Source organism: Pseudoglutamicibacter albus (assembly GCF_031458175.1).
GTDB lineage: Bacteria > Actinomycetota > Actinomycetes > Actinomycetales > Micrococcaceae > Pseudoglutamicibacter > Pseudoglutamicibacter albus.
Map to the genome: position 1 here is coordinate 1980140 of NZ_JAVDXX010000001.1, position 20889 is coordinate 2001028.

The window sequence follows — 20889 nt, forward strand, 5'->3', positions numbered from 1 at the left end:
CTTTCCAACCATTGGAAAAAGCTCTGCGCTAATGAGGCAGAATGGTGACCATAGAACCAAACGCATGATCCAGCTCACATGAAAGGTTCTATCCAATGAAAAAGACCATTGTTGTCACCGGCGCCTCCTCCGGAATCGGCGCACAGACCGCCGCGCAACTACTCGAGGCCGGCCACCGCGTAATCGGCGTGGACCGCAACCCACCCGCCACAGCCAACGCTGGCACCGCGACCCAGTCCGGCGCTGCGCCGGCCGACGCAGCCCAGACCAACGCCGATGCAGGCCAGGACTTTGTGCAACTGGATCTCTCGTCGGCCGAGTCCATCCAGGCGGGCGTCGCTCAGATCACCGAGCTGGCTGGCGGCCCTATCGATGGGCTCGCGAACATCGCCGGGGTCCCCGGCACCGCGCCAGCCGAGGTTGTTATGGCGGTGAACGTACTCGGCCTACGCGACTTCACCCAGGCGCTGTTGCCGCAGCTAGCAACCGGTGCCGGTATTGTGAACCTCGCCTCGTCCGTGGCCTTTGACTGGCGTAGCAACGTCGAGCAAGCCAGCCGTGCCGTGCAGGCCGAAAACGTCGAGGAGTTGAAAGCCGATGAGCAGGTGTGGGCCCTGGTTCAGGATGAGTCCTACCTGTTCTCCAAGCAGTGCGTCCGCCTCCTGACCGAAAAACTCGCCGCCTCCCTCCTGCAGCAGAAAGTACGGGTCAACAGCGTGAGCCCCGGCCCGGTATCGACCCCGATCCTGGAGGACTTCAAGACCGACCATGGCCGCGAGAAAGTCGAAGGCGCCTCGAAACTGCTCGGCAAATACGGTGAAGTAGCCGAAATCGCTGACGTCATCGAATTCCTCCTCAGCGACTCCGCCCGCTGGGTCAACGGGACCGACATCCGCGTAGACGGCGGCCTCGTGGCGTCCCGCCGGAGCGGAAACCTCTAACCATGGCTAACCGTGCACCGCAGCGGCAAGGCAACCCGGCCGGCCGTTCGACCTCGAAGTCGGAGGCACCGTCCATCTCGGTGACCTCGCGGGCGCTACGGATCCTCGACACCTTCGACAGCACGCAACGAGAACAATCCCTCAGCGGCATCGCCCGCCGCGCGAACCTACCGTTGGCGACCGCTCACCGGCTCGTCAACGAGCTCACGATGTGGGGCGGCCTGGAAAAGAAATCAGGCCGCTACCGCATCGGCCAGAAGCTGTGGCGCATCGGCCTGCTCGCTTCCGCCCAGCGGGATGTGGCCGAAGTCGCCTCCCCCTATATGCAGGATGTGCTGTTCGTGACCCACAACGTGGTCAACTTATTCATCCTGGACCAGAAAGAAGTCCTACTGGTGGAGCGCATCTCCGGGACCAACACGGGTGCCCCGTTCCGCCGGGTCGGCGAGCGCATGGACCTGCACTCGAGCGCAGCCGGTAAGTTGATGCTCGCCTACGGCTCCCCACACCTACTGGATGATCTACCGGCGGAGCTACCTCGGCACACGAGCCACACGATCGGCCGGAAAACCGAGCTGATCCAGCACATCGCCCGGATCCGTTCGCAAGGATTCGCGACCACGCAACGGGAAAGTGGGGAGAACAACTTCGCGATCGCGGTGCCGGTTTTCTCGCCGGCCACCGGGCACATCATCGCAGGGCTGGGGATCGTGACCCAGGATGCGATGGCGCCCATCGGCAACGTGGTGCCCGTGTTGAAGATCGCGGCGCGCGGCATCTCCCGAACACTCGAAGTCGGCGACTAGCTGTAGTTCCCCGTGAGGTTGTGAACGCGTTGGGCGGGGGTTTGGCCTCCGATTCCGGTGTGGGGTCGGTGGTGATTATAGTGATGTAGCCAGGCTTCGTAGGTCGCTGCTCGGGCTTCGTCACTGTAATAGGTCTTAGCGTAGGCCCATTCTTGGGTCAGAGTACGGTTGAAGCGTTCGACTTTGCCGTTGGTCTGAGGCCGGTAGGGCTTGGTGAACTGGTGTTTAATCTTTGTCCCGAGCGTGTTGTTGAACAGGCGTGAGCGGTAGCAGGCGCCGTTATCGGTCATCACTGCCTGTACGGTGATCCCAGCTTGAGCGAAAAACTCCTGAGCGCGTTGCCAGAACCCGGCCGCGGTCTGTTTCTTCTCATCGGTAAGGATCTCTGAATACGCGAGTCTCGAATAGTCATCGATGGCGTGATGTAAGAAGGCATAGCCCCTGCCGTGTTTTCCATACCCACCGTTCTTGCGCGCCTCGGGTCCAAGCATACGGTGGCCACCACCATCGGGGATCCGCCCAAGTTTCTTGATATCAACATGCACCAGCTCACCTGGGGCTTGTTTCTCATACCGCGCGATGTGCGGTGTCCTGATGGGCAGTCCTGTTCCTCGATCGATATGGGCCAGTAACGGCATCTGGTACCGGGCCAAGACTCTACCAACCGTGGACCGTGGGATACCCAAGTGGTAACTGATCCGGTGTGGGCCCCACTGGCGGGTGAACCGCAGCGCAATAATCCGGCGTTCTCGGCGAACAGACAACCGGTTAGGACAGCGACGTGGCCTGCAGGACCGATCCGTCAGTGGGGCGCCGACGAGGTAGCGTTTGGCCCATTTCGATGCGGTAGCCGGTGAGACTTGGAAACGTTCGGCGGCTCGACGAATCGTCCAGCCTTCCTCGACGATAAGCACGGCAAGACGCCGGCGACCCTCAGCAGTCAAGGGTGCATTAGGGTGAGACATGAAGACCTCCGGGTCAGGCAGGAGTTGTGGTAACCCCATACTGCCCGGAGGTCTTCACCTACCGCGAACGTTCACAACCTCCCGAGGAACTACAACTAGCTCTCGCGTTCCGGCTTCTCTTTCAGCAAGATCATAGTGCCCGCGATGCCGAGCAGGCTGAATGTCCCTGTGAGCATCCAGGAGCTCTCCCAGCCGCCGGTTTGGACCGCGAACCATGCGATCAGGAACGGGCCCAGGAAGTTTCCGAGGTTGAAGATCTGCTGCATGAGCCCCATCACCACGGCACTTGAGCCGTTTGGTTGGGCTAGCTCGCCGATCATTCGCGTCAACAGCATGGGTGCTGCGCCGCCGATCGCGGAGAACGCGACCGCGAAGAGGAACGTCGCCAACGCCGGGTGGGATGTCTGTTGCCACGGGATCGCGAAAAGCCCGAACGACGTCACCGCCATGGCACCCAAGGCCCCGATCAGCAGGTGCTTTTCCTTCACGCCCTTGTGCGCCAGCACGCCAGCCCCCAGGGCACCGACGATGTTGGCCCCGCCCACGAACGCGGACATGAGCCCTGCGCCCGGTTGCTGGATCCCGTACTGCTCATAGATACGCGGCAAGAAGCCCAGAACCGCCATCCACTGGATGCTGTAGCACGCGAAAATGGCGCCGGCCAGCCACGGCCCTGGCCTGGATATGGTGACGCGCACCAGCTGCCACGTCTTGGTTGCCCCGGACGCGGCCGCATCGCCGACGCTGCCCGCCGGGTCTTTCGGCACCAGGAAGATCACGAACGGGATCAAAAGCAGGGTGATGCAGGCCGCGCCAATCCACATCGGCCGCCACCCGAACTCCGGAACCACGAACGTACCGACCGTAAAACCGATGAACGCCGCAAGACCCTGAAAGGTCGCCCAGGCAGTCAAAGCCCGATGCACGTGCGGCGGTTCGAAACGATCCCGAAGTAGCGCTGGCCCCAGGACCACGCAAAACAGGAAGCCGATCCCCTCGACGGCCCGCGAGATGAAGATCATCGCGGGCGAGGACGCCAACGCGCCCAGTATGGAGCCGAAGCTCAACAGGACCATCCCGGCCAGGATGACCCTGCGCAACCCGAGGCGCTCCCCCATCCACGCTGTTGGCAAGCCACCAATGATGCTGGCCACCTGGATGATGCCGATGAGGATTCCCGCTTGCACCAGCTGGATGCCAAGCTCTGCACTCAGCGAATCCAGGGATGGCGGCAGCTTCCAAATGTGGACGGCACTGATGATGCCCATCAGGACTATGCACAGCCATGAAACAGTCTCACTGTGAGAAGAACTCTGCCTGCGCATCGTTGTCATGGCCCCACCTTCAATACCGCTGATTGCCTTATCTTATTCCGACAATCATGCACACCTTGACTCATCAACAGGTTAGATCTTCCATTAGCCGGAAAGCATGGCTCCAGGCGGCGAACCGCAACACCACACCGGTGTTTCCATTGGATGGAATGTTTTGTGATGCGTGACACAACTAGCCCTAGGGTTGCTTCACGAGTAACCGCTACCCCGCGTATCAAGGGGTAGCCCCAACGAATCTTGTTCCCCACTGACCCACGAGGCTTGTTCTAGGAGTGAGCTCATAGTGACACCCACAGCTACCGAAGAAACCCCAGAACTCATCGACGTTGTGGTTGACGAAGTCGATGACATTGCTGAGGGCGTTCTGTCACTCGTGCTGCGCCGCCGCGATGGCCAAGAGTTCCCGCACTGGACTCCGGGCTCCCACATTGACTTGCATCTAGGCAATGGTCTGATCCGCCAGTACTCCCTGTGGTCACCTATGGATGATTTGACCCAGCTACGCGTTGGCGTGCTGCGGACCCTCGATTCACGCGGCGGCTCGGAATGGATCCACGACAACCTGCGCGCCGGCGAGCGCCTCAGCATCTCAGCGCCGCGGAATAACTTCCCTCTGGTTGATTCCCGTAAGTACATGTTCGTGGCCGGCGGCATCGGCATCACGCCTCTGGTTTCGATGATCCAGCAGGTTGAGGAGCAGGGCCGGGAATGGCAGCTGTACTACGGCGGCCGCAGCCGGGCATCGATGGCGCTAGTTGAGCAGCTGGAGGAGCAGTACGGCACCGAGAAGGTGCACATTTTCGATGAGGATGGCCGGGGTCGCCTGGATCTGGAAAGCATCCTCGCTCTGCCGCGGGCTCACATGCTGATTTATGCGTGCGGCCCGGGCGGGATGCTGGAAGCGATCGAGGATTTCTGCATGGGTTGGCCTCCAGGCTCGTTGCACACCGAACGATTTGTTGCCGGCACGCTGGGTGCGGCCGGAAACCAGGATCCGTTCTCTGTGGAGCTTGCCCGCAGCGGTAAAGAGTTCACCGTTCCACCTGAGAAGTCCATCCTCGAAGTCATGGAGGAAAACGGCACCCGGGTGCTATCCAGTTGCCGCGCTGGCCTGTGCGGTACGTGCGAAACCCGCATCATCTCAGGCGAGGTTGAACACCGCGATGCCGCCCTCACCCAGGAAGACAAGGACGCCGGCGACGTCATGATGGTGTGCGTTTCACGTGCAGCGGCCGGCTGCAACCGACTCGTTCTAGACCTATAAACCCGCGCCGAACTTTTAGCCCCTGCGCTGGCTTTGTTACCCGTGTGCTGGACTTATAAAACCTTGGGAGTAGAGCAATGAAGACGTTAGAGAACGTACCTGTTTTCACCGAAGACCCCTACAGCGAATCAGCGCTGCTGGACCCTTACCCCTTCCTGGAACGGCTCGCAGCAGCAGGGCCGGTCAGCTACCTCGAAGCCACCGGGATCTACGCGATCACCGGTTATGAAGAGGTCTATGAGGTGCTCAAGGACTTTGAGACCTACGTTTCCTCCGGCGGCCTCGGCCCTCGCGATATCCGCAAGGACGAGGGTTGGCGTCCGCCAAGCATCCTCGAATCCGATCCACCCATCCACACGCTCATGCGGCGAGCGCTGACCGGGGTCATCAACCCTGGCACGGTACGTAAGCTGCGTGAACCGTTCACCCCGCCAGCGGCGGAACTGGTTTCTGAGCTTGCGCATCGTACCCATTTCGACGCGATCAAGGACCTCGCTGAGCTCTACCCCATCCGGGTCTTCCCTGACGCGGTGGGCATTCCGGAAGAGGGACGGGAGCATCTTCTGCCGTACGGCAATATGGTTTTCAACGCTTTCGGCCCGGAGAACTACATCTACGAACAAGCCTTCGCCCACGCGGATGAACACTCCGCGGTCGTGATGAAGGCGTGCGAGCATGAGTCCCTCTCCCCCGGCGGTTTCGGCGCCAAGATTTGGGAACGCGTCGAGGATGGGCTGATTACCGAGCAGCAGGCAACCCTGCTGGTGCGTGCGTTGCTGTCTGCGGGAGTGGACACCACCATCTTCGGGATCGGCAACGTTCTCTCCGTGCTCGCCGGCGAACCAGAAGCATGGCAAGAGCTACGCAAGCAGCCGCATCTAGCGAAGTTCGCGATCGATGAGGCGCTGCGCCTGGAATCCCCGTTCCAGAAGTTCCACCGAACTGTCAGCACTGACACGACCCTCGGCGGAGTGGACCTTCCGGCCGGGACTAAAGTGCTCGTGTTCTTGGGTGCCGCTAACCGTGATCCGGAGAAGTGGGGCCCAGACGCAACCAAGTTCAGCCTGGACAGAACGTCCTCTGGACACGTCGCTTTCGGTATGGGCCTGCACCAGTGCGTCGGCCAGCCGATTGCGCGGCTAGAAATGGAGATCGTGCTGCAGCAAATGCTGGAACACGTCGACACCATCTCCCTGGCAGGAGAACCACAACCGATCCTGCACAACGTACTTCGCGGCTTCGAATCGCTGCCAGTAGAGATCAGCGCCGCTAAGTAAACCTTTTCCTCACCCCATCACAGCCTGCGCGAGCCGTGCAGGTTATCACCCCCTGCCCAAAAGTAGAGATAGGAAAGACATGTCAATCGATGCGAAAAAAGTCGAGGTGAATACGCTCCCTCCTCTCGATGCCTCGGACCCAGCCAACTGGACCGCACGCAAACGCAACGCTTACGGCTGGTCCATCGCAGTCATGTTGCTGATCCTGATGATGATCAGCTGGGCTGATAAAGCGATCCTCGGCATTGTCGCGATGCCTTTGATGCGTGACCTGGGTATCACGCCAGCACAGTTCGGCCTGTTGGGTAGCGCCGTTTTCATGCTCTTCGGTGTCGCCCAGTTCGTGGCAGCACCCATCGCAAACCGGATCCAGGCCAAATGGATCCTGCTGGTGCTGTGCCTGGTTTGGTCGATCTCCCAGGTTCCAGTCATCCTGTTCGCATCCCTACCGGCACTGTGGATCAGCCGCCTCCTGCTCGGCGCAGGCGAAGGCCCGCTGGCCCCGATCACGATGCACGCGGTCTACAAGTGGTTCCCCGCCAAGCGCTCCGCAACACCAGCGGCGCTGGCTTCGGCTGGCGTGACCCTCGGCATCGTCGCTTTCGCGCCAGTCATCGCGTGGATCACCGCCGCGCACGGCTGGAAAGCAGCCTTCGTTTTCGTCGCCCTCATCGGTGTTGTCTGGGCTGTGATCTGGCTCTTCATCGGCAAGGAAGGCCCATACACCTCGGTTGAGGCCGAGCACCGCATCGAAGGCACCACCCCTGACGAAACCACCATCGCCGCTGACTCGAAGGTCAAATACCTCAAGTCCTTCCTGACACCAAGCTGGCTGCTCGCGGTCCTCTGCTCCTTCCTGGGCTACTGGACCTTCACCGTGGCAATGACCTGGCTGCCGGCATACTTCGAAACCGTGTACGGAATGTCCACCCAGCAAGCCGGGTCGATGATCGCGCTGCCAGCTATCTGGGGCACCATCTGCACGGTCGGTTTGAGCTGGCTCACCGAATACCTCGGCAACCGTGGAATCGCTACCCGCTTCTCCCGCGGCTGGGTGCTCGGCCTTGCAGCAGCCTTCTCCGGCATCATGGTCCTGGCGGGCACGTGGGCAGACAACCCGACGCTTGCACTGGTGTTCTTCACCTTCGGGTTCGGTACCGCCCCAGCCCTGTTCGCTGTCACCTACCTCGTCGCCGCCGAGACCACGAGCATCGCCCAGCGCGGCGCCGTACTGCAGATCACTAACGCATTCCTGACCTCGGGCGGCCTGCTAGCCCCAGCGATCGTCGGGCTCCTCGTCAGCGCGGCAGCAACTGAGGCGATCGGCTACGAGAACTCGTTCCTCCTGACCGGCGCGATGATGGTCATCGCCGGCATCATCGGTTGCCTCGGCATCAACCAGCAGCGTGACCGCCGCAAGCTCGGCCTCGACCAGCCAGTACCAGCCGCCAAGTAGGCCGCCACTCAGCAGGGCGTGCTGAACTAAACCGTGCTGGGTTGAATCAAAGCAACGTTGCTTCAACGCTGGGCTAGATTGACGCGACGCTGCGCTAGGCACACAAGCAGCGCAACCCAGCCGCACCGCCGCCGCTGACAACCACCCGGTTGTCAGCGGCGGCTTTGTGCACCAAGCAGGCCGGTTCGTCGTTCTACGAAGGTCCGATCTTCCCGTCGCGAGCGAACTCCGTCAGCTTCTCCTGCGCATCCGGCGAGTAAATAAGGTTCGTGTACGGCCCGTTCTTCCCTTGACCTTCGTAGAGCGCGATACCGTAGTCCACACCACGTGCGGTGGGCTTCCAACTTGAGCCGGTGCGCGTGATGAGGCCGTACCTTGATAACGCTTCATTCAGATGAGAAGCGTTGACCTTTTGATCCGCCGATAGAACGTTAGTTTCACGCCACTCTTTAAGTATCTCCGCAGCAATGCGATATCCAGGAGCGTGACGATCAACGAACGGAATCACAGCTTCGCGAGGCTCTGAGACTTCACTTCCAAGCTCTAGTTCCGCTGCTGCTAATGTGCGAGGCTGTGCGTTTTCAAGCTCAACTTCACCAAGCTCGCAAGCACCGCTTGTGTGGCGTTGCGCGAAGTCGCCGTCATCTAGAACAGCATGCTTCTTGACAAGACTGAATACAGGCCCAGTGTCGTTCCAGCGCTTTACACTGCCGAAAACAATAAAGAGATCTTTCGCACGCGACACCGCTACGTTCATGAGTTCGAGCGTTCCGTCGATGAAGCCCGCTTGGCCTGAGTTGTCCCCATACACCGGAGAGAAGAGAACAACTGAGCGTTCTGCCCCTTGAAGAGTGTGTGCAGTTCCAACCGTAATCTTGTCCCGGACGCTAGGGTCCACAATGCTAGCGATACGTTGCTTAATCACACTCGCTTGAGCGGCAAAGGGAGTGACCACTCCGACGATTGTTTTGTCCTTCTGCACATCTTCTTCGGGATTATAGATTGCGCGGAAGAAATCGAAGTTATCGCGAACCCACGTTGCGATCGCTGTAGCTTCTTGGAAGTTAACCCGGCTCGGGCCTTTCCGTTGGTCCTTAGAATTCGGAACTGTCTTAAACAGGAAGGGGCTGGCCGTCTTGTTTCTGAGCTTGTAGCCATCCAGAGGACGGCTTGGCTTGAGCATGCCCTTATAGAGCAGGTCATTGCAGTATTCGATGATGTCTGTGTGACAGCGGAAATGTTCTGCCAGGAAAAGGCCCGGGTCCAAGTCTGGTCCATAGCACCAACGGCTTGCCGAGCTCGCGGCCGCCATCACTGAAGAATGATCGGACGACGTTATTCCACTATCACCCATGTGGTCCCAGTGGTCACCCAAACCGAAAGTCGATGCCATTTCTCGGTCGCTTTCCGGGTCAATGCTCCACACTGGTGCAAGTTGCAAGACATCGCCCACAACGAGAGCTCGTTTCGGAAGCGCAAAGGCAGAAGCCCCGACTGAAATATCAACTTGGCCAGCTTCATCTACGATCAGGAGGTCTGGTCGCCTCAGGTCAAACCGCGGCTTTTCGCCCTTCTCAGTCCACAACTTGAAATACTTGGGTAGCTGATAAACCGTCATGACAAAGCATGGCGTCAAAGCGGTGACTTGTTGCCAGTACTTCTCCATGTGGGAAGCGGTTGTGCGATAACGCTCATCGTGCGGTATGAGTTCGTCACCCGCGGCCGCGAGCAACCATTCAGCCTCGTAAATATGGATAGCTAACCAGAACTGAGCGTAACGGACCGTGACATCAAGCTGCTGATCAAGCTCATATAGGTCGGTGGCCTTTTTCAATTCCTCAACCTGCTCAGGCGACAGCAGGCCGAATTTCTCAACAGCGTAGATCGAGGTGGCGATGTTCTTCAGGTACTCTTCGTGGGCACGATATGCATCGCGCTTTACTTGCTCAATCTCCCGGTTCAGGCTAGCCATTTCGTGTGTTAGTGACGCCACGGTACGACGGTAGAAAGCCACGAACTCATCGAGCGTGCCGAACCTTTCGGCTGGCTCGGCCTCGTCGTAGTGCATGTCGATAACAAACTCTTGCTCAATGAGGCTGGTGTTTTCTTCGTCTTCTACACGATGTAGGTGTTGGCTCCACGCTTGGAGTTGACGTTGATGATCCGCAAGTTGCTGGGCCACCTCGCTGGCCTTGGAAGTAAAGGAGCCCAGCTGAGTGTTAGCTCGGCGATCGGCTAGAGTGCGCTTCTGAATGAGGTCACGGCGAGCGGCTTCGCACTTGCTCAGTGCTTTGCGTAGCGTTTTCAGGGCTTTCTTCAGATCGTTAGTCGGACTCACCGTTATCTGAGGTAAGTACTCAGCGCATTCTTGCAAGAAAAAGCTCGTTGCATCCGGCACATATTCTGGCTCCGAGTAGTCGCTATAAACGCCACCCTTGCGTGTGTCCTCGAGTAGGTATCCCTTTTTCTTAGCGTCTTGCACCTTCGCTTGAGACGGACAGTACGTAGCAATACCGTTGAGCGACTCTTTTGATGCTCTGCCCTCTGACGCTACCGGCAGCCAGCGCTTGTCGAGTATCCCAGGGTTTTTCTTCGTGACTTTGCTAAACGAATCGATGATGTTGGTGACCGCTTGATTGTTGGTCGACGTGCCGACGATCAGGGGCGCAGGTTTCTCTTCGAGTGCGTGCGAAACGATGAGGCTAGCAACAACGGATTGCAACATAGTAGTTTTGCCGGTGCCCGGAGGGCCACTGACTGCGGTAATAGATGCTGGACCGTCTAGGTGAAAAGCATGCACAGCTCGGCGCTGAGATTCAGTCAGAGGGAACTCATCACTCATACTGCCTGTTGACCTCGTGGCCGCCTCTTGCAGTGTGTCAATGTAAAGGTCTATGCCATCAGATTGAATGCGCTGGTCCGAGCCCCCTGATAGGAGCTGTTGGTAAACAGGGGCGTCAGAATAAGCTCCGTTCTCCAGGAATCGGTACAACTCCAGCACGGCTCCGTTTGCCGTAATCACTTCACCTGGTGATATGAAACATTTGTCCTCGATGATCTCGGTCGAAACATCTGTGTTGAGGCTCGCGTGATTTCGCTTGATTTGCGAAAAGTTGTCGTCAGCGACGCTACGAAAAAGATCAAAACTGAGGTCAACAACATCGCACCACTCCTCAGCTGTTGACGTTAACTCTTGCCCTTCCCCTATTCGCCATTTCCAGAATGAAGACAAGTTACCAACCATGACTTCGCGTTCGGTCATACCTGGAGTTCGCATACGACTGGCAGGAATCCATGGTTCTGAGCTTTGCAGATCAGCTGAGAGGCCACCGTCTGGTGACAATGATGCGGGAACTAACAACAGACCGGTTGTCTGCGCGTTCTGACGTAGAGTCACGCACGAGATGATGACTTGGATTGGCTTCGCTTTCGGGTCCGGAGACTCCAGTTCGGTTGCCGATTCGCTTAACTTCGCTTTTCTCTTTCGTTGTGCACCCTTCGTTTCTTGAGCAAGTGCGAAAAGCTGAGCGACAGACTGTTCATTCAGTTTGCCCTCTCGGAATTCGTCAACATCGACAGTGACGTGGGGAGCGTCCGAGCCGAAGTCCACATCGTGAAGGTTAGAGCGACGCTGGACTTCAGAGTAGTAGCGGGTAAGTTCTAAAACGTGTGATGGCATGTCATTTCCCGAGGTGTTTTCTGGCCTTATGCGAGGCTCCAATGGTGCACGAATCCAGCCTCAGACTACATCGATCCGGGATAAGCACCCTGTTCTCGCTCTGGGTTCGGCCTTTATGATCGAATGTGAACCGAGACACACGCGAACGGAGGCCCTCTCATGGAATTGACCACCGCCAACGGAACATTGATCCCCGCGCTCGCGTTCGGAACGTGGCCGCTCCAAGGCGCGGAAGCCACTGAAGCGGTCCGCCACGCCCTCGAGCTCGGCTACCGGCACATCGACACCGCCGAAGCCTACGAAAACGAAGAAGCAGTAGGGGCAGGCCTGCGCGCGAGCGGCCTCGACCGGGACGAGGTCTATCTGACCACCAAATTCCAGAAGAAATGGCACGGCCGCAACGAAGTCCGCCAAGCACTCGAAGCCACCCTCTCACGCTTAGGCGTCGACACCGTCGACCTGTACCTGGTGCACTGGCCCAACCCGGACCAGGACCGCTACGTTGAAGCCTGCCAGGGCCTCGAAGACCTCCGCACGGAAGGCAAAATCCGCAACTGGGGTGTCTCCAACTTCAAGCCACACCACCTGCAGAAAGTGCTCGATGCGGGCCTGGCTCCGCAGGTCAACCAGATTTCCGTCAACCCGTACGGCGCCCAGACAGAGATCCAAGAATTCAACACCGAGCACAACGTGCTGACCGCCGCCTACTCACCACTCGGCCGCGGCGGCGAACTACTCGAAGACGCAACGCTGACCCGCATCGGGCAAGAACACGGCAAAACCCCCGCCCAAGTGATCCTGCGTTGGCATCTGCAGCATGGCCGCATCGCCGTCCCGCGTTCATCCAACCCGGAACGCCAAGCAGAGAACCTGGCCGCCCTCAACTTTGAACTGACCCCCGCTGAGATCGAGGCGATCGACGCCCTCAACCGCAACGATCCCCCACGCCTCGACGCCGACGAGTTCGGCCACTAGGCCTACAAAGCATGGCTAATTCTCCCTCCGGGGATTCGATGCTGGAGAGGATCATCCGGATCCTCTCTGCTTTCGATGCGGACCGTTCTTTGCTCTCGGTCGCGTCCCTAGCCAGCCGCGCCGAGATCCCGCTGGCTACGTGCTACCGGCTGGTCAATCAGATGTGTGCCACGGACCTGTTGCGCAAAGACGCGGACGGCAACATCAGCCTCGGTATGCGGCTGTGGGAGCTGGCTTCCCGTTCCTCACCCGCGCGTGACTTGCGGGTTGCGGCGATGCCTTTCCTCGATGACGTCCAGGCGGTGTTCCGCCAGCACACCCAGCTAGCGGTGCTAGAGGGCGATGAGGTGCTCGTTTTGGAGCGGTTGTCCTCCCGTAACTCGGTGGTCAACCAGGCGACCATCGCGGGCCGTATGCCGATCCATCAGGTCTCGCTCGGGCTGTCGATGCTGGCGTTCCAGCCCTCGGCCGTCATCGACGCCTACGTGCAGCAGCATCCGGAGGCCGGAAACATCGCGTACTCGAACACCGGGAACCTGCGCAACACGTTGGCGGCGATCCGCCAACGCGGTTACGCACAACTGGACGGAGTCATCGATCACGACACCGCCGGGGCCGCCGTACCAGTCTTCGCGGCACTCACCGGGCGTGAACGGTCCAAGGTGATCGCCTCCATCGGCGTGGTGGTGCCCATCGATTTCGAACAACGCGCCGCACTCGTACCCGTGCTTTTGGCGGCGAGCCGCGGCCTGACCCGCGCGATATCAGCGCCGGAGCCTGAAGACAACCCGTAACGACCCATAACGACCCACACGAATTTTCATTCAATGAAAACGACTATTGAAGTTTGTGTCTACTAGATCACACTAGTAGAACTACAGAAACACACTGCCCGGCGCCACTACTTGGCCCGCGCAGATCTGAATCTCCCACTCTTCCGTTATTTTCAGGAGCTAACTTCGTGGCACCAACCATTGAGAAAACCAAAGTCGGCATCGTAGGTGGCGGCCCAGCCGGCCTCATGCTCTCCCACCTGCTCTCCCAGCAGGGCATCGAGAACATCGTGATCGAAAAACGCGATCACGAGACCATCGCCAACACCCACCGCGCCGGCATTCTCGAAACCGGTGCCGTGAAGATGCTGACCGAAACCGGCGTGGACTCCCGCGTGAAGACCCACGGCTACGAGCACGAAGGCATCGACCTGCGCTTCGGCGGGGTCTCCCACCGCATCAACTTCAAAGAACTCATCGACGCGACCGTGTGGCTCTACCCGCAGAACGAGGTTTTCGTTGACTTGGCCGCAGCTCGCAAGCGCGATGGCGGCGACGTCCGTTTCTCGTGCGAGGTCACCGAGGTCCTCGATCACCTGACGGACACCCCTAAGATCCGCTATACCGACAGCGAGGGCGGCGAACACGAGATCCACTGCGACGTCCTGGTCGGCACCGACGGCTCGCAGGGCATCTGCAAGTGGTCCATCCCGCAAGAGAAACGCACCGATAACTTCATCGAGTACCCGTTCGCTTGGTTCGGCATCCTCACCGAAGCCCCACCGAGCGCACCAGAGCTGATCTACGCGAACTCCCCACACGGCTTCGCCCTGATCTCCCAGCGCAACGAAGACGTGCAGCGCATGTACTTCCAGTGCGACCCAGAAGAGAACGTGGACGAATGGGATGAGGAACGCATCTGGGCTGAACTGCAGCGCCGCGTTGACGGCCCGGACGGCTTCCAGCTCAAGCGCGGCCCGATCTTCGAAAAGGTCGTTCTGAAGTTCCGCTCCTACGTATGCGAGCCGATGCGTTACGGCAACATGTTCCTCGCCGGCGACGCCGGGCACACCGTCCCACCAACCGGCGCGAAGGGCCTCAACCTCGCCTTCGCTGACGTCCGCGTGCTCTTCGACGCCCTCAAGGCCTACTTCATCGACGGCAACAACGAAGGCCTGGAAGGCTACTCCGAGAAGGCACTCAAGCGTGTATGGAAGGCCCAGAACTTCTCGTTCTGGATGACCCAGATGCTGCACACCCGCAAGGACGCCAACCCGTTCGAAGCCAAGCGTGCACTCGGCGAGCTGAACACCGTCGTCAGCTCCAAGTACGGGCAGGCGTACCTCGCTGAGTCCTACACCGGCTGGCCACACGAAGACTAAATCCACGCCCCAGGCTCACCGCTTACGGTCTGGAACTAAGACGAGAGAAGGAGCAAAACATGGCAGAGGAAAACTTGCCCGTGCTTGACCCGCTGGCCTCCAGCGACTCGCAAGAGCAGATCAGCCAAGAGATGGCAGACATCCACGCCAGCTACGAGGCCGTCAAAAAGGCAGACCCAGCCAAGGAAGAAACCCAGCCACGGGTGAACTTCCCGCCGTACCGGTCCTCGTTGCTGCGCCACCCAACCAAGAACATGCACCACGCTGACCCGGAAACCATCGAACTGTGGTCCCCGGCGTTCGGCCACCGCGACGTGCACCCGCTCGAAGCCGACCTCACCATCCAGGGCAACGGCGAACCTATCGGCGAGCGCATCAAGATCCGCGGCAAGGTCCTCGATGGCGACGGCCGCCCGGTGCGTGGCCAGCTGATTGAGATTTGGCAGGCCAACGCTGCGGGCCGTTACGTGCATAAGCGGGATCAGCATCCGGCGCCGATCGACCCGAACTTCACCGGCATCGGCCGCGCCATCACCGGCCAGGACGGCTCGTACGAGTTCACGACCATCAAGCCGGCACCGTACCCGTGGAAGAACCACCACAACGCGTGGCGTCCGGCGCACGTGCATTTCTCGCTGTTCGGTACGGACTTCACGCAGCGCATGATCACCCAGATGTACTTCCCGGGGGATCCGCTGTTCTCGCTGGACCCGATCTATCAGGCGATCACTGACCAGAAGGCTCGCGACCGCCTGGTCGCTAACTATGACCACTCCGTGACCAGCCACGAATGGAACACCGGATACCAATGGGACATCATCCTTACCGGTTCCAACCGGACCTGGATGGAGGACGGAGAAGACCATGCCTAAAGAGAAGCTTGTACCTACCCCTGGCCAGACGATCGGCCCGTTCTTCGGTTACGCCCACCCTCACGAGCAGGTTCACTTGCCGTGGTGGGATGGCCAGAACCTTGTTCCGCCGGGCCACGCTAAGGCTGTCCGCCTGACGGGCACGGTGTACGACGGCGCGGGCGACCCGATCCCGGACGCGATGCTGGAGATCTGGCAGGCCGACGAGGACGGCAACATTGTGCAGAAGGACGGCTCGCTGGTGCGTGATGGCTTCACGTTCACTGGTTGGGGTCGCGGAATTGTCGATAACGTCGGAACCTACACGTTCTCGACCGTGAACCCGGGCCCTACCGAAGAAGGCAAGGCCGCTTTCATTGCGGTTGTCGTGTTCGCACGCGGGCTGCTGAACAAGCTGCACACCCGCATCTACCTGCCAGAAGATGAGGAAGCGCTCGCGAATGACCCGGTGTTGCAGTCCCTGGATGAGGAGCGCCGCAAGACCCTGATCGCTACCCGCGGTGAGGACGGGTCCCTGCACTTCGACATCCACCTGCAGGGTGAGAAGGAAACGGTGTTCTTCCAGTTCCCAGGTATCGAATACCCGGCCAACGAAAACTAGAACCCCGCTCCCCCGGTAAGGGACACTGCCGCGGTAAAAACACTGCCGCCGGTAAGTAACACTGCCTCCGGGTTCCAATAAAGCAAGGGCCATAGTAAACCGGGGCCTCGAATAAACACTAGTACTGTCCGCCTACGTCTGCCGTGGGCGGACATACTAGTGTTAGAAGTAATCAACCAGCTCCCAATACGAGCTACCTGATATGAGGAGTGATGCGCGTGCTGCACGGCGATTACGGAGTGCTCAGCCCCGCGTGGGCCGGCAGCCAGGCGGCCGCGATCACGAGTGATCACGCATTCATCCAGGCACTGCTCGATGTCGAACACGCGTGGTCTGCCGTGCTGGCTGAGGCGGGGCTCATCCCGCAGGAACACCTCGGTGCGATCACCGACGCCGCTAACGCTGACGATTACGATCTAGCCGCGATCGCCGCTGAAGGTGTGGGCGGCGGCAACCCGCTCATCCCCCTGCTGGGCGCCTACCGAGCCAACGTAGCGAAAACGAACCCGGCGGCGGCATCGAGCATCCACATCGGCGCCACAAGCCAAGACATCATGGACACCGCGATGATGCTGATCATCAAGCGTGCCGGAGAGCAGACGTTGGCGACCATCAAGAGTGCGGCGGCCGCGCTCGTGAGCTTAGCCCACGAGTACCGGGACACCCCGATGGTGGCCCGCTCTCTGACCCAACACTCGCTGCCAGCGACCTTCGGTTGGCGGGTCACCCACTGGCTCCAAGCCCTCGCCCAAGCAGGCCAGAACCTCGAACAAACACTGACACAAACCGCCCTGCAATGGGGCGGTGCCGCAGGCACGCGGGCCTCCCTCCAAGACTTCCTGACCCGCACCAACAGCACCGTCACCGCTGATGAGCTGGTGGCTGACCTCGCGAACAAGCTGGGTCTGCAGAACCCGCCGCCGTGGCAAGCGAACCGGGTTCCGGTTCTGGTGCAGGCGGACTCGTTCGCGCAGGTGGTGGCCGCGTGCGGCAAGATCGCCAACGACGTGCTGATCAGCGTGCGTAGCGAGAACGGCGAGCTCGGCGAGCCTCTCGCCGCCGGCCGCGGGATCTCCTCAGCGATGCCGCATAAGCAGAACCCGGTGTTGTCCGTGCTCATCAAGAACGCGGCCCTCACCGCCCCGCAGCTGCTCGCCCAGGTCTATACCGGGGCGGTCGCCAACGTGGAGGAACGCGCCGATGGCGGCTGGCACACCGAATGGGAGGCGCTGCGTGGACTCGTGCGCACCAGTGGTGCGGCAGTAGAGAAGACGCACGAGCTGGTCTCTGGCCTGCGTGTTTTCCCGGACCGTATGGCTGAGAACTTGGCCCGCCACGGTGAGCTGTTGGCGACCGAACGCATGGTCGCGCATCTTGCGCCGCGGCTCGAAGAGCGCGGTGTTGCCGATGCGGGGCAAGACAAGAAGTACCTGCAGGGGCTGATCTCGCGCGCACTCACCGAAGGCGCGGCCGGAGAAACCCAACTGAAACCTCTATTGCTGGCGGAGTTGCCGGCGGAAGTTGTGACCGAATCAGAACTGAACAACTTGCTGGACCCTTCGGCCTATACGGGGGATGCCGCCATGCTCGTTGACCAGATCACCTCGACCTATATTGACTGGAGTCATTCATGAGTGCACCGAACATCGTTGCCGTCCAACTCACCGAAGCCGACGAAAACAAGCCCCTCCTGTTGGTAGGGCCGGGTCTAGGTACGGGCGTCGAGGCGCTCTGGAACCTGTGTGCCGAAGAACTCGCTACCGATTTCGAAGTGATCGGCTACGACCTGCCAGGGCACGGCCGCTCACCTGCTGCATCGGACGAATTCACCCTCGAAGAACTCGGGGACGCCGCCGCTGAGATCATCGCCGAACAGGCCGCTAGCGGCCGGAAGGTTTTCTTCGCCGGGGTTTCCGTCTCCGGCGCGGTTGCGCTCGAGCTCGCCCTGAAGCACGGCGATAAGTTCGCTGCGGTCGCACCGATCTGCTCGGCAGCTAAGCTCGGCACCGCCGAAGCGTGGCAGGAACGCGCCGACCTGGTTTCTAGGGCCGGGACCCCGACGATGGTGACCGGTTCCGCGCAGCGCTGGTTCGCCCCAGGCTTCATCGAGGAGCATCCGGAACGGACCACCAACCTGCTGCACACCCTGCAGAACGCTGACCGGTTCGCCTACGCATACACATGCCTCGGTTTGGCCGGCTACGACGTGCGTGACCGTTTGGGTCAGATCCAGATCCCGGTTCTCGCTATGGGTGGCGCGGTGGACCCGGTGTGCCCACCGGAAGACATCGAATTCATCGCCGCCAACGTCCCGAACGCTACCACGGTGATCATCGACGACGCCGCCCACCAGGCACCACTCGAGAAGCCGGAAGAGACCGCAGCCGCCCTGCGCGAGCACTTCCTCAGCGCTGGCAAGAACGGTGCGGCATCCAACGGTGGCGCGGCCCAGGATGGCGTGGCTAAGAACGGTGACGCGACGTTGCAGGAAGTTTTCGATAACGGCATGAAGGTGCGCCGCGAGGTGCTCTCCGATGCGCACGTGGACCGCGCGAACGCGAATAAGGACGAGTTCAGCGAGGACTTCCAGGACCTCATCAGCAAGTACGCGTGGGGCACCATCTGGACCCGCCCTGGGCTGGATCGGCGCATGCGTTCGGCAGTGACCCTGACCGCGATGGTCGCAGGAGGTTACTGGGAAGAGCTCGCGATGCACGTGAAGGCCGCCCGCCGCAACGGGGTCACCGTCGAGGAGATCAAGGAAATCCTGCTGCAGACCGCGATCTACTGCTCGGTACCGGCCGCCAACGTCGCCTTCAAGACCGCGAAAGAGGCCCTCGCCGAATACGACGCCGAACAGTAGGCCTGCCTGAGGCAACGGCGGCTGCACGCCAACCGGCTCGCGGCCGCGGGCTCTTAGGGGATCGCGGAGTACACAGCTAGGTCGCGGACGTCACCGCGCAGAACTTCGCCGTTGCGGCGAACGCCTTCGTAAGTGAATCCGGCTTTTTCTGCGACCCTACGGGAGGCGCGGTTGCCCGGGTGAACACACAGTTCGACCCGGGCGGCCCCGCGCTCCAGAGCCCATGCCGTCGCCAACCGGACCGCCTCCGTCATGAGGCCGCGTCCGCGCGCCCACGGGGCGGTCATGTAGCCCAAAGAAACATGATGCTCGTTGTGGACTCGCAGCTCGATCTGCCCCATCAACCGGCCACTCTCTGGCCCGTCGGGGACGGTGATAACCCAACGCGTTCCCGGCGACTGGGTGCACCAATTCAGCGCCATCTCGCGGGTATAGTCCAGCGGCACCCGCGTCCACTCGACCACCGCAGGGTCTTGGCATGTGGCTAAAAGATCGTCCACATCGTCAGCTCGGAAATGACGTAGCACCACACCACCGCCGGACAGCTCGGCTGCCTCACTCTGGGTGCGGTCGCCGTTGAGGGCCGCGGTCAGAAGCTCGGTCATGTTCTGTTCGGTTACAGCCACAGGGTTCGATGCCGGGGCCGCCTTGAGCACGCGCTCCACGGCCTCCGGAATGCCTTTGGCTGTGAAGCCGTAGTCAGCCAAACGGGACGGCGCATCCACTGCCTCATACAACTCACGCAGAGCATTCACCGCGGCAGCAGCCGGGTCACTAGATACTTCCCCGCCGAGTGCCGCCGCCAAGCGGCCGGCAAGCTCCAGCACCGCTGGGGCGTTGAGCTCCAAAACATAAGGCAACACGGTCGCGTGGGTTTGGGCGTGCGGCAGATCAAACGTGCCGCCCAGCACGTGGCAGATCTTGTGATGCAGACCAGAACCCGCGCCAGCGAAAGACACCGCCGCCAAATAACAGCCGTAGAGGGCCTGTTCACGCGCGTCCATGTCATCGGCATCGGCCACAATCCCACGCAGAGCCAACGCCAACGCACGCGCACCCTCAAGCGCAAGCGCCTGGTTGATCGGGTCAGTGCGCGGAGCCCACAGTGAATCCACGCAGTGCGCCATACCATTCAAACCAGACGCGACCGACATCTCCACCGGCAGGGTCTTAGACAGCTCTGCGTCATAGATGACCGTGACCGGCAGAACCTTATCGTCCACACCGGTGGTCTTGGTGCGGTCATCGGTCAGCCCCCACACGTTGGTCGCCTCAGAACCCGCATACGTGGTCGGGATCGCGATCACAGGGATCCCCGTGGTCAACGCGACAGCCTTCGCAAGCCCGGTCGTGGAGCCGCCACCCACCGAAACCAAAACATCCGCATCGGCCTCACCGGCCGCGGCGCGTGCACGTTCAGCAACCTCAACTGGAACGTGCATCACCACCTCGTCCCACCACACGGCGGGAGTGACCTTAGCGGTGGCGGTTTTGGCGAGTTCGGTCTCGAATTCGCCGGCGATCACCATAGGGCGGGACGCGCCCAACCGTTCAAGCTCGGCCGCCAAGTGTTCGGTGGCCTGGCCCGTACCGAACAGCACACGCTGCCCCAAGGTGGTGTGTTCAAAACTCATAGACATGCTGGAAGCCCTCTCGAAGCCCTACATATAGGTCTTCAATATTCCAGCAGACTCTGCGCTT

Annotated in this window: 16 protein-coding genes; 12 read left to right on the forward strand and 4 right to left on the reverse strand. The window is 60.5% G+C overall.

From position 1 onward, the window contains the following. The first annotated feature begins 95 nt into the window (after positions 1 to 95). Positions 96 to 941 (forward strand): SDR family oxidoreductase, encoded by an 846-nt coding sequence (locus J2S67_RS08755; RefSeq protein ID WP_310248274.1) that lies wholly within the window; start codon positions 96 to 98, stop codon positions 939 to 941. A 2-nt stretch (positions 942 to 943) separates the two neighbouring features. Then, a complete protein-coding gene (locus J2S67_RS08760; protein WP_310248277.1) occupies positions 944 to 1747 on the forward strand; it encodes an IclR family transcriptional regulator in 804 nt (267 codons plus the stop codon). Here J2S67_RS08760 and J2S67_RS08765 read toward each other — a convergent pair. Continuing rightward, complete coding sequence (locus tag J2S67_RS08765; RefSeq protein WP_310247107.1) at positions 1744 to 2712, reverse strand: IS481 family transposase; 969 nt, start codon at positions 2710 to 2712, stop codon at positions 1744 to 1746. The genes J2S67_RS08760 and J2S67_RS08765 overlap by 4 nt on opposite strands. A gap of 95 nt (positions 2713 to 2807) precedes the next feature. Beyond that, the gene (locus J2S67_RS08770) at positions 2808 to 3980 is read right to left on the reverse strand and encodes an MFS transporter (RefSeq protein WP_310248279.1); all 1173 of its coding nucleotides are present in this window, start codon (positions 3978 to 3980) and stop codon (positions 2808 to 2810) included. A 349-nt stretch (positions 3981 to 4329) separates the two neighbouring features. Here J2S67_RS08770 and J2S67_RS08775 point away from each other — a divergent pair, with 349 nt between their 5' ends. The 3 genes from J2S67_RS08775 (at position 4330) to J2S67_RS08785 (ending at position 8043) form a co-directional block, all read left to right on the forward strand. Beyond that, positions 4330 to 5310, forward strand: coding sequence for a PDR/VanB family oxidoreductase (locus tag J2S67_RS08775; protein ID WP_070507473.1), 981 nt, complete (start codon positions 4330 to 4332; stop codon positions 5308 to 5310). Between the two features lie 77 nt (positions 5311 to 5387). Then, positions 5388 to 6587: a cytochrome P450 gene (locus J2S67_RS08780; RefSeq protein ID WP_239446803.1), complete on the forward strand. Its 1200-nt coding sequence runs from the start codon at positions 5388 to 5390 to the stop codon at positions 6585 to 6587. 79 nt (positions 6588 to 6666) lie between these two features. Continuing rightward, positions 6667 to 8043, forward strand: coding sequence for an MFS transporter (locus J2S67_RS08785; RefSeq protein WP_310248284.1), 1377 nt, complete (start codon positions 6667 to 6669; stop codon positions 8041 to 8043). Between the two features lie 193 nt (positions 8044 to 8236). Here J2S67_RS08785 and J2S67_RS08790 read toward each other — a convergent pair whose 3' ends face one another. Further along, positions 8237 to 11653 carry a DEAD/DEAH box helicase gene (locus J2S67_RS08790; protein WP_310248286.1) on the reverse strand — a complete coding sequence of 1139 codons (3417 nt, stop codon included), beginning with the start codon at positions 11651 to 11653 and terminating at the stop codon, positions 8237 to 8239. A 228-nt stretch (positions 11654 to 11881) separates the two neighbouring features. Between J2S67_RS08790 and J2S67_RS08795 the strand changes: the two genes are divergently transcribed. From J2S67_RS08795 to pcaDC, 7 genes are all read left to right on the forward strand, one after another. Further along, on the forward strand, positions 11882 to 12697 hold the full coding sequence (locus J2S67_RS08795; protein WP_310248289.1) for an aldo/keto reductase: 816 nt from the start codon (positions 11882 to 11884) through the stop codon (positions 12695 to 12697). Positions 12698 to 12708: 11 nt separating this feature from the next. After that, the gene (locus J2S67_RS08800) at positions 12709 to 13491 is read left to right on the forward strand and encodes an IclR family transcriptional regulator (protein ID WP_035755814.1); all 783 of its coding nucleotides are present in this window, start codon (positions 12709 to 12711) and stop codon (positions 13489 to 13491) included. Between the two features lie 167 nt (positions 13492 to 13658). Next, the gene (locus J2S67_RS08805) at positions 13659 to 14852 is read left to right on the forward strand and encodes a 4-hydroxybenzoate 3-monooxygenase (RefSeq protein WP_310248292.1); all 1194 of its coding nucleotides are present in this window, start codon (positions 13659 to 13661) and stop codon (positions 14850 to 14852) included. A gap of 59 nt (positions 14853 to 14911) precedes the next feature. Next, the gene (gene pcaH / locus J2S67_RS08810; protein ID WP_310248294.1) at positions 14912 to 15724 is read left to right on the forward strand and encodes a protocatechuate 3,4-dioxygenase subunit beta; all 813 of its coding nucleotides are present in this window, start codon (positions 14912 to 14914) and stop codon (positions 15722 to 15724) included. Beyond that, entirely contained in the window at positions 15717 to 16325 is a 609-nt protein-coding gene (pcaG, locus tag J2S67_RS08815; protein WP_310248295.1) for a protocatechuate 3,4-dioxygenase subunit alpha, read from the forward strand. The genes pcaH and pcaG overlap by 8 nt, the downstream gene beginning before the upstream one ends. A 212-nt stretch (positions 16326 to 16537) precedes the next feature. Then, complete coding sequence (locus J2S67_RS08820; RefSeq protein ID WP_310248297.1) at positions 16538 to 17959, forward strand: lyase family protein; 1422 nt, start codon at positions 16538 to 16540, stop codon at positions 17957 to 17959. After that, positions 17956 to 19188 carry a bifunctional 3-oxoadipate enol-lactonase/4-carboxymuconolactone decarboxylase PcaDC gene (pcaDC, locus tag J2S67_RS09905; RefSeq protein WP_455566634.1) on the forward strand — a complete coding sequence of 411 codons (1233 nt, stop codon included), beginning with the start codon at positions 17956 to 17958 and terminating at the stop codon, positions 19186 to 19188. Before J2S67_RS08820 ends, pcaDC begins: the two co-directional genes overlap by 4 nt. Before the next feature lie 53 nt (positions 19189 to 19241). Here pcaDC and J2S67_RS08835 read toward each other — a convergent pair whose 3' ends face one another. Continuing rightward, entirely contained in the window at positions 19242 to 20828 is a 1587-nt protein-coding gene (locus tag J2S67_RS08835) for a GNAT family N-acetyltransferase (protein ID WP_310248299.1), read from the reverse strand. Between the last annotated feature and the right edge of the window lie 61 nt (positions 20829 to 20889).

Coding starts and splice junctions, on each gene's coding strand:
- J2S67_RS08755 (WP_310248274.1), top strand. CDS start 96: ATGAAAAAGACCATTGTTGTCACCGGCGCCTCCTCCGGAATCGGCGCA.
- J2S67_RS08760 (WP_310248277.1), top strand. CDS start 944: ATGGCTAACCGTGCACCGCAGCGGCAAGGCAACCCGGCCGGCCGTTCG.
- J2S67_RS08765 (WP_310247107.1), bottom strand. CDS start 2,712: ATGTCTCACCCTAATGCACCCTTGACTGCTGAGGGTCGCCGGCGTCTT.
- J2S67_RS08770 (WP_310248279.1), bottom strand. CDS start 3,980: ATGGGCATCATCAGTGCCGTCCACATTTGGAAGCTGCCGCCATCCCTG.
- J2S67_RS08780 (WP_239446803.1), top strand. CDS start 5,388: ATGAAGACGTTAGAGAACGTACCTGTTTTCACCGAAGACCCCTACAGC.
- J2S67_RS08785 (WP_310248284.1), top strand. CDS start 6,667: ATGTCAATCGATGCGAAAAAAGTCGAGGTGAATACGCTCCCTCCTCTC.
- J2S67_RS08795 (WP_310248289.1), top strand. CDS start 11,882: ATGGAATTGACCACCGCCAACGGAACATTGATCCCCGCGCTCGCGTTC.
- J2S67_RS08800 (WP_035755814.1), top strand. CDS start 12,709: ATGGCTAATTCTCCCTCCGGGGATTCGATGCTGGAGAGGATCATCCGG.
- pcaH (WP_310248294.1), top strand. CDS start 14,912: ATGGCAGAGGAAAACTTGCCCGTGCTTGACCCGCTGGCCTCCAGCGAC.
- pcaG (WP_310248295.1), top strand. CDS start 15,717: ATGCCTAAAGAGAAGCTTGTACCTACCCCTGGCCAGACGATCGGCCCG.
- J2S67_RS08820 (WP_310248297.1), top strand. CDS start 16,538: ATGCGCGTGCTGCACGGCGATTACGGAGTGCTCAGCCCCGCGTGGGCC.
- pcaDC (WP_455566634.1), top strand. CDS start 17,956: ATGAGTGCACCGAACATCGTTGCCGTCCAACTCACCGAAGCCGACGAA.
- J2S67_RS08835 (WP_310248299.1), bottom strand. CDS start 20,828: ATGTCTATGAGTTTTGAACACACCACCTTGGGGCAGCGTGTGCTGTTC.